At 53.1% G+C, this 13285-nt stretch carries 4 protein-coding genes and 2 pseudogenes; 2 read left to right on the top strand and 4 right to left on the bottom strand.

The genetic code is table 11. The features are described from left to right. A partial coding sequence (locus EAH78_RS31890; RefSeq protein ID WP_140672310.1) for a non-ribosomal peptide synthetase occupies positions 1-4728 on the bottom strand: 4728 nt, incomplete at its 3' end. 1660 nt (positions 4729-6388) lie between these two features. Here EAH78_RS31890 and EAH78_RS33525 point away from each other — a divergent pair. After that, positions 6389-6887: pseudogene (locus EAH78_RS33525) on the top strand (IS3 family transposase); the annotation flags it as partial. 13 nt (positions 6888-6900) lie between these two features. Further along, positions 6901-7923 (top strand): annotated as a pseudogene (locus tag EAH78_RS31880) (transposase); the annotation flags it as partial. A 519-nt stretch (positions 7924-8442) separates the two neighbouring features. On the opposite strand, the gene EAH78_RS31875 reads toward EAH78_RS31880, so the two are convergent. The 3 genes from EAH78_RS31875 to EAH78_RS31865 all read right to left on the bottom strand — a co-directional run bounded on the left by EAH78_RS31875 (position 8443) and on the right by EAH78_RS31865 (position 13217). Beyond that, complete coding sequence (locus tag EAH78_RS31875) at positions 8443-9090, bottom strand: response regulator (protein ID WP_140672306.1); 648 nt, start codon at positions 9088-9090, stop codon at positions 8443-8445. A gap of 16 nt (positions 9091-9106) precedes the next feature. Further along, a complete protein-coding gene (locus EAH78_RS31870) occupies positions 9107-12019 on the bottom strand; it encodes a response regulator (RefSeq protein ID WP_161599722.1) in 2913 nt (970 codons plus the stop codon). Positions 12020-12236: 217 nt separating this feature from the next. Beyond that, positions 12237-13217 (bottom strand): IS5 family transposase, encoded by a 981-nt coding sequence (locus EAH78_RS31865; protein WP_140672301.1) that lies wholly within the window; start codon positions 13215-13217, stop codon positions 12237-12239. Positions 13218-13285: the final 68 nt, after the last annotated feature.

The raw sequence follows: 13285 nt of genomic DNA, 5'->3' as shown, positions 1-13285 counted from the left end.
GCGTTGTGCCTGGTCCTCGAACAGCTCATGGATCAGTGCCTCTTGCGGGAAGTCGGCCTGAGTGGCGTTGAAATCCACCAGCAGTTGCTGGCGTTCGGCGTCCGGCAGAATCGGTACCGTCAGGATGGGCCTTTGTGGATCGCTGACCACGGCATCAAGCAGGCCGTGCAGGGCGGTGACCAGGTAATGGGTCAGCCGTACGGGATCGATTCCGTGAAGGGTCTGGGCGGTCAGTGTGAAGCCCTCCCCCTGGTCGTCCACCGAGAGGGTGATGGGGTAGTTGGTACGCTCCTCGGCGGACACCAGGCGCATGCCCTCCCAGGCGTGGTCAACTTCACTGGCCTGGCTATGACGGTAGTTGAGCAGGGCAGTGAACAACGGCATCGGCGGTGCTACCCCGCTGCACCGCTGGGCGAGTGCCAGCGGGGCCTGCTCGTGGGCGAGCAACGCCGTCAGGCCCTGGTAGGTGGCCTGCACCGTCTCAAGTACGCTGCGTTCGGCCAGGGATACTCGTATTGGCAGGGTATTGATAAACATCCCCATCACCTGGTCGGCACCGAGTGAACCTTGCAAACGGCCCAGCAGCACGGTGCCGAAGACCACATCGTCGCGGCCGCTGGTGTGTGCCAGCACCTGAGCCCAGGCGACATGGAACAGCACGCCGGGACTGACCCCCAGCCGACGGGCCTGGGTGCGCACGGCCTCGGCCAGGGCTGCATCGAGCGGGAGACGGGCTTCGCTGACATGCTCGCCGCTGCCCTGGGTATGCAGGACGCCGAAGGGCGCGGTGGGCGCGTCAACGTCGGAAAGCTGAGCGCGGAAATAGTCCTCATGCACTGAGAGCGGCACGCTCAAGGTCTGGGCAATGAAGTTACGGTAGGGCAGCGCTGGGCGTAAGTCCTGGGTGCGCGCCTGCAAAATGAGGGTGATCTCGGCGACGATGAGCGCCAGGGTCATATGGTCGCTGACCAGATGGTGGAAGCGAAACGCGAGCAGCCATTCGTCCTGTTGCGGATCGTGGGCGATGTCGGCGGCGAACAAGGGTGCGCGGGTCAGCTCGATACGATGTAGGCGCGGATCGGTGTGGGCCAGCAACTGGGCCGCCACGTCGTCTGGCGAGGAAGGAATAAAGGTTGCGACCGGCAACGGGGCCTGGCGCCAGACGACCTGGAGTGGTTGCGCCAGGCCCTGCCAGCAAGCGGCGGTCCGCAGGATATCATGGCGGTCGATCACCTGCTGCAAGGCGGCGAGAAAGTCATCGAGGCGCTGACGTGATGCAAAGGCCAGCAGGCTCTGCAGCAGATAAGCATCGCCTTGTTCCTGAAGCAAATGATGGAACAGGATCCCCTCCTGCAGCGGGGCGAGGGGGTAGATATCCTGCACATTGGCCGCGCCGCCGGGGACGGCCTCGAGGAGGGTGTCGATGTCGGCTTGGGTCAGTGAGATCAAGGGCAGCAGGTCGGGGGTGATGGCCTGACAGCCGTCGGGAATACGGTTAGGGGGCACGATCATGGCGAGGAGGTTATCCCCTTGGGCGCTGATGGCCAGGGCCATCTCGGCGAGCACCGGGGTCGAGAACACGGTGCGCACATCCAGCGGGCTGCCGAGGTTGCGCAAGCGCTCAATCAGGCTGACGATCATCAACGAATGGCCGCCGAGCTCGAAGAAGTGGTCGTGACGCCCGACGCGTTCCAGGCCTAGCAGCTCTTGCCAGATGTCGGCCAGGCGTATTTCCAGCTCGCCTTGTGGAGGCTCATAACCCCGGGTGACCACGGCGGACTGGTCAGGCATCGGCAGCGCCTGGCGGTCGAGTTTGCCATTGGGGGTAAGAGGGAAGGCGTCCAGGGTCATGAAGGCACTGGGGAGCATGTACTCGGCCAGGTGTTGGGCCAGGTGCTGACGCAGCTCGGCGGGCATCAGTTCGACCCCGGGCTCGGACAGTAAATAGGCGATCAGGCGCTGGTCGCCTGATTGATCTTGCCGGGCGAGCACCACGGCTTCGCGCACGCCGGGACATTGAGTGAGGGCGGCCTCGATTTCGCCGAGTTCGATCCGAAATCCGCGAATTTTGACCTGGAAGTCATTACGGCCCAGGTACTCGATGGAGCCGTCGTTCAACCAGCGGCCGAGGTCGCCGGTGCAGTACATCCGGGCGTGCGGGTCTGGGGAGAATGGGTTGGTGACAAAGCGCTCTGCGGTCAACGCGGGGCGATTGAGGTAACCCCGGGCGACGCCGGCCCCGGCGATGTGGATCTGGCCGGTCACGCCGATGGGCACGGGCTGGCCTTGAGGATCGAGGATATAGAGTTGGGTATTGGCGATGGGTCGACCGATGGGAATGGAACGAGCAATGTCGAGGGGGAATGTAATGGTATGGGTAGTGGCAAATGTCGTGCTTTCTGTTGGACCATATCCGTTTATCAGGTGTGCTGGCGGCGTCTCAACCAGCAGCGCGCGCAGGATCTTTCGTGGGTCAAGCACATCACCGCCAACGAGAAGGTAGCGCAGTTGCCCAATCACGGGCTCAAGCACATCGAGATACTCGTTGAACAAGCCGGCGGTTAACCAGAGTGCGGAAACCTGTCCCTTCACTAGAGAATCACGGAACTGCACCGGATCAAGCAACACTGACTGTGGCACCACATGCAGACGCCCACCATTGAGAAGTGCAGACCAGATTTCCCAGGTCGAGGCGTCAAAGGCGATGTTGGCACAATGCGCCACGCAGTCGCTCGAGTTGATGTCTGCATACGCATTATTGATAACCAAACGATTGACATTGCGGTGCTCGACCATCACCCCTTTAGGCTGACCCGTAGAGCCGGAGGTATAGATCACATAAGCCAGATGATGGGACGTCAGGCCCAAGGCCCTGGCGTCCGGATTGCTGTCTGGCAGTAACGGCTCCGGGGCATCGAGCAGCACGGTGGGCAGGTGGCCGGGCAGGGTGTTGAGCAGCGCGGCCTGCGTCAGCAAGGCCACCGGCGCGGCATCATCGAGCATATAGGCCAGACGTTCGGCCGGGTAAGCCGGATCCAGCGGCAGGTAAGCGCCGCCGGCTTTAAGGATGGCCAGCAAGCCGACTACCATCTCCAGGCTGCGTTCGACACAGATCGCCACCCGATCATCCGGCCGTACCCCCAATGCGATCAGGTGATGGGCAAGGCGATTGGCCCGGCGGTTGAGTTCGCCATAACTCAGCGACTGGGATTCAAACACCAGCGCGGTGGCGTCGGGGTGGCGTCGTGCCTGGTCCTCGAACAGCTCATGGATCAGTGCCTCTTGCGGGAAGTCGGCCTGAGTGGCGTTGAAATCCACCAACAGTTGCTCTCGTTCTGTGTCTGACATGATCGGCAAGCTGCCGATCAATGCATCCGGACACATAAGAATGGCCTCCATCAACACACCAAAGCGTGACTGTAAGGCCATAATGTCAGCGTTGCTCAGATAACTAGTATCAAAATTGAATTCAATTGTGACAGGTTGGTTGTCATCGTCCAGGTTAGTAAATGTGTATTGGTAAATGGCGATTGCGAGAGAGTGCGGTGTCCCTCTGAATGATTCTGATAGTTTGACTGTGGTACCTGGCATGTGCGCGTTCAATTCAATCAGTTCAAGTGATAACGTAATATCGAACAGTTGAGTGCGCCCTGTCTCTTGCTGGACTTGCGTGTGCCGATTTATCTCGGCGATTGGCAGTCGTTGATGTTTGTAGCAGCGCCGCAACTCTGTAGCGGCTTTGCGCATAACATCAAGGATGGAGTCTTGGGGCGTAATGGTCACTTTGACCGGAATGACAGATGAGAACATTCCGATAGTGCGCTTTTGTCTGGCATTTCGGCGGTTGTGTACAGGTATGCCAATGACAACCTCCGTCGTATTTGCAGTGCGAGAGAAATAGCAGGATAAAACGGCATACATGAAGTGCAAGATAGACAACTCGTAAGCGGCTGAAAACTGTTCAATGCGACGAAAAAACGCTTTATCCAACTGCCAAAGAACCGATTCAGTTTTTCTGTGGCTTACTGTTTTTTTTGCGTTTTTTGGTTGTAGTAATGCAGGGGGTAGATGTGTATAGCGTTCTTGCCAGAATCGTCGGTCGCTGGCATAGCGTTGAGAGTCTAGATAGATCCTATCCTCATTAATAAATTCGAGATAGGAAGGGGGGAGGGCTGGTAGGGTTGTTTCCTTAATTAAGCGACTATAAATGTCAGCCAGCTCCTCAATAAGCAGTGACGAGCTTAAACTGTCAGAAATCAGATGGTGAAAGCAGAACAGCCAGTACCAGCGTGTGTCGCTTACGCGTACCAGTTCACAGCGCCACAGTGTTTCATTCAAGTTGAACGGGGACGTGAACGCCGAGTGAGTATGTTGCTTTACTCGCGCGTCTACATCAATGCATTGAGAGAAATCGTGTATTGGTACAGATATAGAGATGGTGTTAATACACTGCTGAAGGGGTTGTCCGTTGGTGTTGCTGAGGCGTAGGCGCAATGCGTCGTGTTGATAAACAACACATTCAAAAGCGCGAGAAAATATTTTTTTATTCAGCTCCCCGTCAATAAGGAGAAGGAAGCCAAGGTTGTAGTCGTTGGATTCCGGATTGATAAACTGGTCAAGCCAAATGACTTCTTGAGTAGAGCTCAGAGGTAGTTTGTAAGGTACAGTACCATGACTGCTTTTTGGTGTGCATTGGTTCTCTGGAGTAAAGTCTTGAGTAGGCTGCATTGAGTCTCCGGTTTCATTTTGAGCGGGCGCGCGGTAACCTTAAGCGGCGCTCCCTATAATTCCTACGTTCCTTGCGCAACTGTATCTATTCGCTTTTTCGAGCTATCCAAAGGTCCGATAGAGCAAGCAATATGATGAGTTGAGCGAGGTGTTTTTCAGTCTCCCACCAAAATCGTAGTTTTATTTAGATAAATTGACACGTGTTGTCCGAAATAAATGTTCGAGCCTGGATAGCCTAAGAGTCGTGTGATACTTGGCTTTCGCTTATAGAGTCGGTGGGTTAATTCAGTCATGAGTAGTTGCTGCCTCGCACTACGATCTGTCAGATAACTTAACGATTTTCGAGCTTGGTACGCTTCTCGGCGCCGGAACAGGCAGCGCTTGTAAAGCTGCGTTTTAATCGCAAGCGGCTGCGCTGTAGGCGTGGCGAGCCTAATCTGGCGCGGTATTTATTCCAGAGAGGTAGTCGTTTCCTTTCTTGGTCTGATATCCCACGGGGCCCCGCTACCTATCTCTTTACTTGGTTGGGGTTCGGTAAAAATAGCAGTGGCTACTGCAATGTTCAGGAGAGTCATCCTGATTTCTCTAGTATTAAATCTGATCATATTAAACGAATGCTACGGTTGATATAAGGTAAACACCTGATATATTTGAATTCATGTGTCTCGCTCATAATTTGCCAATTGAGTTTCTTGGGTGTAAGCGTTTATTTGTCCATGATTTTTCTTTGGGTCGCGCGATCTGCATTCTGCGAAGACTGCATACTCGGACTCGGCAACTGCTTGCGCCGAGGTGAAGGGGTAGTGGTATGTTGTGATTTTTTCTGCTTTGTAAAATCTTGAAATTTAATTGTTAATATGGGTCGCGTGGGTAATAATAATTAAAATATGATAGAGGCTTTTTCAATTGCTGTGGTAAAGGCGAGTTATACAAATAATCTGTAAAGCACTGTTTATGTAAGCTGCTTTTGCGGGTTCAATTTGTATTTGATTTCAGTTTCACATGTGTAGAATGAAAAATTCACAATGAGGCGTAGGGGAATGCTGAAAATTTTTTTTTGAGATTGTGAAGTGGTGAAGAAAAATCTGGAATATACGGTGCATGAAAATTTTGTGATGGCGAGAAGAAGTCAAAAAATGTAGTGGTTCAGGCTTTAATTGCAGCGATCCGTACTGCTGCACATGCGGGAGGAAGATATCTCCTATCGCCAAGTTGCCTCACTGTTTGATATCCTGATATCCGACATAATTGGTGAATGGGAGCGAAAGTAAAGGTGGTTTGGACGGCTTATCCTAGCAGTCAGCAAGTGCACTTCACGTAAAAATGACAAAACCAATCCGCCCATTCAGCCTGAATCCTCGGACGACGAAACACGTACACATACACGTGATGATTTGCTGGCCGAACTGAACCAGATGCGGATGGAAAATGCTTATTTAAAACAGCTCGATGCCTTAGTACAATCGCAGGAACGAGCAGCGCAGCGGAAAAGCGCAAATCGTGATTGGACTGACGCAACAGCACCCTCTGGAACACCTCTGAAACTGGCGGGCCTGCTCATAGCACGTTTTACTGTCAGTAAAAGGTGCTATGAGCCGTTGATACGGAAGACCAGAATTTGCGCGCCTACAGCGATGAAAAGGGTCAGCTAACGCCGAACCAGCTAAAGCGGAGGTTCGATGCCAAACGACCGAGTCAGAAGTGGGTATCCGATGTTAAGGAGTTTACGGTCGGCGGGTAGAAGCTTTACCTTTCAGCGATACTTGACCTTTACAACGGCGAATTCGTCGCCTTCAAGACCGCCAAGCGCAGCTGTTCGACATGGGCGGTGCGATGCTACGAGAAGCTTTTGAGCGGCTGCGGCCACGCGATAAATCGATCTTGCATTCCGACCAGGGATGGCAATACCTGATGCCTATTTAACGGAGAGTACTGAACGAGCGCGCATTAAAGCCGAGCATATCCGCAGATGAATGTGCTATGTCAATGCGGCTACAGAAAGCTTTTTTGGTATGTTAAATTCAGAGTTCGCTTCCCTAAACAAATTCAACAATCTCGATGAGCTTGAATCGGAGCTCGCAGGATACATATACTACTACAATCTTTCGCGAATCAGACTGAAACTCAGCGGGCTGAGCACTGTGGAATACAGGGCATAGAAGACGTCCATCTTTTCGTTGGCTGTTCAATGAAGTGCTGCGTCGTTGCATGGACGCAGGCTTAGTCAAAGGTGGAGGCTTTGCCGTGGACGCCAGTATCATCAATGCGGACGCCAGCCGGCAGCGCGGCGTACCGAGTGATGTACAGGTCAACTGGAGCGATCCGGCCCTGAGCACCCGCGCCGTGCGTGAGTATCTTGAGGCCCTCGATGAAGAGGCTCTGGCCGAAACGCTGCCGAAACGCTGCCGAAGCGCCTATCGATGACTGATCCTCAAGCCCGCTGGACCGCAGCTCCAGGTGGCCCAGCGTTCTACGCTTACTCCACGAATTATCTATCGATACCGAGCAGGGTGTGATCATGGATGTGGAACCCACACCGGCTTATCGAACCGCAGAAGTCGAGAGCACCAAGACGATGATCGATCGGGTCGAAGCGCAGTTCGACATCAAGCCGGAACGCTTCATTGGCGACACCGCTTACGGTACCGCGCCGATGCTGGCTTGGATAGTTGAGGAAAAAGACATCGAACCGCATGTGCCGGTGTGTGACAAAACTGAGCGCAAGAACGACAGCTATTCGAGTAACGATTTCCACTGGAATGAAGAGGCTGAGGAATACCGCTGCCCAGCCGGAAATGTATTACGCAGCGAATGGCGAGCCTTCAAAGACGAGTGTCGCACGTTACAAAAGCCAACACCATCATCTTCCGATCCAGACAGACCGACTGCGCGACATGTCCGATGAAAGCCAAGTGCTGCCCGAACCCCTCGATTCGCAAGATCGTCCGCAGCGTCCATGAAGCCGCTCGTGATGTGGCTCGACGCATCGCGGCGACGCCGGAGTACGTGCGCTCTCGCCACGAACGTAAGAAGGTCGAAATGTTGTTTGCCCACCTCAAGCGCATCTTGAAACTGGATCGTTTGCGACTACGTGGCATGAGTCGCGCGTCCGATGAGTTCACGCTGGCGGCTGCGCTACAGAACTTGCGTCGACTGGCCAAATTTACATCTCAAGGGCCGCCTGCCACGGGATAGGTGCGCCTGCACTAAGCCAAAAACTTCAAATTAACCCAATAACAAGCAACAAAGGTCAACGAAGGGCCGAGAAACCACTTAATGTGGTGAGTAGGTCCTCCGGAGGAGGTCGTGCCTGAGTTCAGGTGATCTGAAAATCCTACGTTTTCAACACAATCGTCCAAAAGTAGTCATTCAACAGTTGCCCGCATCTCGCTGTGGCCAGCTACCAGTAAGTTAAACATCCCTGTTCCTCGTGTACAGTTCCTGCTCAATCCAGCGGCGTACCGCCGACTGAACGACAGGCTTCGATGTAGGCGTAGTTTTGTTTGGGCATGGGGGGACGGCAGCCTCGTGTTAGAATTCATCAGAAAATGAACGTCGTTGCTTGGTCATACGACACCTGGATCTGGCGAGCATTCTCGCCTAAAGGGGGAGGGGGCGGCTTCAGTGGGTCACTATACTGAGCTCTGCTGGGTGCTGGGTGCTGGGGAGGGAGCGGGACCAGTAGTGCACATTCGAGCTGTTGGCGGGAGATGATCACTCGGTCACTAGTAGGCCAAAGCGAAAAGCACACTGAGTCAAATCGGCAGCATTATGAGCATCGAGTTTCCGCATGAGATTCAAACGGTGAGTTTCTACGGTCTTCAGGCTGATGCTCAACAGTGCCGAAATATCACGATTACGTGCACCCTCTGCGATCAATTTGAGTATCTGTCGCTCACGGCCGGTCAGGGACGAGCCGGCAGAAGTTTTACCGCTATTTATGCGCAGAGCCTGCACCTGAAGACTATTCATTTCTGGGTCAATAAAGGTTAGCCCCGCAGCTACCCGTTCAATGGCCATTAGTAAAACGTTGAGTCGACTGCGCTTAAGCAGATATCCATGAGCCCCTGAGTCTAGAGCAAATGCAGCATTCGACTCCGATATGTTTGCGGTCAAAGCCAGGATGCGAATTGCTGGCCAACGAGCCCGGATCATCGTAACGGCGGAAACCCCGTCTAGTAGAGGCATGCTCAAGTCCATCAAAACGATATCGGGATGTAGTTCTCGGCATAGCGCTATAGCTTCGTGACCGTTTCCCGCCTCACCAATGACGCTTATCCCCTTAACGTCCTCTAGCAGTCCTCGCAGGCCCTCTCGAACTAATCCGTGATCATCGACCAGCAACAAACGGTGCTCGGGCATTTGTTATCTCCAAAATTTAGATAGGGTCGAAGTCCTGAGCAGACTTGAGTAAAAAAATATGCACTTCCAGTCGTTTCAAGACAATAGCTAACAAGTCAGAATCGGCAGTTAGTGCTGCGTGCTCGGCCAATGATGCGTCAGCCTCCAGTGCCTCCTCACCGAATTGGCCACTGCTACCCTTGAGGCAGTGGGCCGCACTTGCTGCAGTGTCAAAATTGGAACATAACATCGCATCTTTCAAAGTATTGAGTAGACTGATGCAATCTTCAATGAATAGACGCTGTAAACGTTGTGTCCGCAATGGCGCCAACTCATCAGTGGGTCGCATTACTTTTAGACTCGGCCTAGATTCTGTAGAATTCATATCATGTAAATCAATACCACGATCGAGTTGATGATCGATGGCGCTAGAAATAGCATCAAATAGTAAACCGGGTAAGACTGGTTTGGCCAAATAATCATTGGCGCCTGCTTGCAAGAACCGATTGCGATCACCCCGCATGGCATTGGCTGTCAACGCGATGATCCATATATCCTCATCAAGGATATTTACCGTTCCCGAGCGAATTTGTTCAATTGCACCAATGCCATCCAACTTAGGCATCTGTCCGTCTATCAATACCGCATCGAAGACTTTTCTGCCCATCGCTGCAAGAGCTTCGAGACCGTCACAAGCTAATGTGACATTGTGGCCAAAGCGTTCCAGGTACAGCCGGGTGATCTCTCGATTGGTGGTGTTATCATCTGCCACCAAAATTTCGAGCGACCAATCGTGACGCTCCAACGAGCGTAAGTTGCAAGGCGATTCGGTGGATGGCTGCTCTCTCTGTTCGAGCAAGTGGCAAAGCGTTTGATGAAGGCGCTGACGGCGTACTGGCTTTGCTACGCAAGCGACTATCGCGTGAGACTCCATTATCTGTGGCGAGATTTTGGCCTCACCATGCGCTGACATCAGTACGAGTAGAGGCTGGGCTAATTTAGGTTCATGACGGCAAATATCAGCAAATTCTAAACCGTCTATCGAGGGCAGCCGGTAATTTACTAGCACGATGTCGAAAGGAGTACCTTCGTCGACCTGATAGTGCATCAGGGCCAAGCCTTTAGAGGCCGACGCTGCACTTTGGCATAGCATCTGCCATTGCTCCAGCATCTCGACCAAAGCGACACGCTCCTCAGCATCCTCATCGATCACGAGTACATGCAGGTCTCTCAAAACCGCCGGAATCAGCGTTTTGGCTTTTTGAGGCAAAAATGGAAGGGTTAGACAAAATGTCGATCCGGCTCCGAGCGTACTACGTAGTTCTATCGTGCCACCCATAAGCTGTGCTAAGCGACGACTGATCGGTAAGCCTAGACCGGTGCCCCCATAGTGCCGGGCCGTGGAGGCATCTGCTTGGATAAAAGTATCGAAAATCACACTTTGAGCCTCCTCTTGAATCCCGATGCCGGTGTCGATGATCTGAAAGTTTATGCGTTTGGAATCGGCACAAGAGACCAAAACACGAATCGACCCTTTCGCGGTGAATTTAATGGCATTACTTACCAGGTTCAACAGAATTTGTCGTAGGCGCCAAGGATCGCCTAATACTCGTTGAGGGGTCTCTTTCGAAATTTGGCAGCTTATACGTAAGGACTTTTCGGAGGCTCGTATCGCCATCATCTCGATAATTTCTTCCACCAACTCGATCAGATCAAACTCTGTTTCCTCAATAGTCATACTCCCTGACTCGATTTTTGATAGATCCAAAATGTCGTTTATAAGTGTCAACAGGGCGTCAGAGTTCTCGTGGATGGACTTTACGAAATATTCCTGCTCTGCTGTTAGCTGCGTATAAGCCAACAGTTGATTCATACCAATGACGGCGCTTATGGGAGTGCGAATCTCGTGGCTCATATTGGCTAAAAACTGACCTTTGAGCTGGTTAGCCCGGTCCGCCACTTCACGCGCTGTCTGCAACTCAAAGGTTCTTAGTTCAACCAAACTCTCGAGCCCTGCTTGCTGCGCCTGCATTGCATCAAGCAACGAATTGTATGCTTTAGCAAAACGCCCCAACTCATCCTCCCGCATCTCGGGCAAGCGTCGCGGTAGGTGATCACCTCGCACCGAGAACTCAATCTCCTCGGCAAAGTCCGCCAATGGCAAAGCCAATTGCCTACGCAATACCAGCAGTATCCCTATTGTTAACATAATAAAGACAATGATGGTAAAAGAAATCTCTTTTGTTATCACGTCAATAGACTCAGTCCACAGTCGCTTCTGTTTGTACATCGATACCAGAAACCAATCCGTCTCTGCTAGCCGGGCAATCACTACCGGTGCGCCATTGAATAATGTTATTTGTGGGGTATCCCCATTGATGTGAATACTGCGAATGAATGAATGTAGCTGATCTAAAGAGAGATTATCGAACGACGAGTTTGAAAGGTCTGCGATCAATTTACCCTTGGAATCAAGTAAAAGGCTAGCATGTTGATCAAGTAACTTCTGGATACGCTCGATGCGTTCGTCAAGCTTGAGTTCATAGCCCGCCATAAATTGCGGTTTGCCTTTCGCATCTCGCGCAACCACCACGATGCTTAGCAGGTGGCGATCCAGGGATGGGTCGTAATGGGGTCCATCCCACACAACCCCACCATTCTCGCTGCCTAGGCGATCAAAAAGTTCGCGAAAATGGTTGGCGCGCGAACTGACAAAATTCTTAGGCACATTGGGTTCAGTGGATAGCGCAGAACCTGCTTGGGGGAAATAAAAAAAAGCATCAACGATCATAGATTGACCGGCGGCGGCGAACGCTTCGGCAGCTGCGGCAGCCTGGGCGAGTAGTGTTTCGGAGCCCTCTTTGCCAGGATTGACCACCCAATGCATGGTGCTACTCTGATTGATTCTATCCTTAAAGTCGTTGGCGGCACCTTCGTTCCATAAAGACATTAATCTCTCCGCACCCTCTCTCGCTTCACGGAAGTCGTCATTGTCCATGCTGGTCAACAGAGATAACCTAGGGATGGTCTGAAGTAGCCATGTGTTTCTGGCTGTCTTCGGCCACCACCGATTTTGAAAGTGGCGAGTCGATCCCAAACGCTCAGATCACTGACTCATTCCTGTCTTTTTACCCGCTGCGAGCACCTCGCGGCGGCTATTCCCCACATTACAGGCACACCTCTCCGGCATTGCTCAATAAATGTCGGCGGGCCATCCATAGATTCGACAATGCAAACAGCGTCACCAACTGCGCCGTGTTCTTGGCTAGGCCACGGAAGCGAGTTTTCACATAACTGAACTGACGCTTGATCACCCGGAACGGGTGCTCAACCTTCGATCTGACTTGCGCCTTGGCTTTTTCGATCTTGCGCTTGGCTTTGTACAGGGCGCTGCGCTTGCTCAGCTTCTGGTAGGTGCTGCGTCGTGCCGCGATCTGCCAGATGACATCGCGACCGTCATGCTCGGGACGCTTCTCCACGCCGGTATAGCCGGCATCGGCACAGACCACGTTTTCGTCGCCGTGCAGCAGCTTATCGACCTGAGTGACATCGGCCACATTGGCTGCCGTGCCCACCACGCTATGCACCAGGCCCGATTCATCATCCACCCCGATATGGGCCTTCATGCCGAAGTACCATTGATTGCCTTTCTTGGCTTGGTGCATTTCCGGGTCGCGCTTGCCGCCCCTATTCTTGGTCGAAGTTGGCGCATCGATCAGCGTGGCATCGACGATGGTGCCCTGGCGCAGCGACAGACCACGATCCCCCAGATAACCATTGATCACCCCGAGAATCCCTGCCGCCAACTCGTGCTTTTCCAGCAAACGACGGAAGTTGAGGATGGTGGTTTCGTCAGGAATGCGCTCCAGGCTCAGCCCCGCAAACTGGCGCAGAATCGTCGTCTCGTACAGGGCTTCTTCCATCGCAGGGTCGCTGTAGCCGAACCAGCTTTGCAGCAGGTGAACACGCAGCATCACCACCAGCGGATAGGCCGGACGACCGCCATCACCCTTCGGGTAATGCGGTTCGATCAGAGTAATCAGCCCCTTCCACGGCACCACCTGATCCATCTCGATCAGGAACATCTCTTTGCGGGTCTGCTTACGCTTGCCGGCGTATTCGGCATCGGCGAAGGTCATCTGCTTCATGGAAAACTCGTCGGGTGGAATCTGGGTATTTTGCCTAAATTTGGAAGTCTTCTTCAGAGTTTCCCTAG

Source organism: Pseudomonas arsenicoxydans, assembly GCF_006438915.1.
Taxonomy (GTDB): domain Bacteria; phylum Pseudomonadota; class Gammaproteobacteria; order Pseudomonadales; family Pseudomonadaceae; genus Aquipseudomonas; species Aquipseudomonas arsenicoxydans_A.
The sequence above is the reverse complement of the archived record's forward strand: the minus strand, read 5'-3'. Positions and strand labels throughout refer to the sequence as shown.

Coding starts and splice junctions, on each gene's coding strand:
- EAH78_RS31875 (WP_140672306.1), bottom strand. CDS start 9,090: ATGCCCGAGCACCGTTTGTTGCTGGTCGATGATCACGGATTAGTTCGA.
- EAH78_RS31870 (WP_161599722.1), bottom strand. CDS start 12,019: ATGTCTTTATGGAACGAAGGTGCCGCCAACGACTTTAAGGATAGAATC.
- EAH78_RS31865 (WP_140672301.1), bottom strand. CDS start 13,217: ATGAAGCAGATGACCTTCGCCGATGCCGAATACGCCGGCAAGCGTAAG.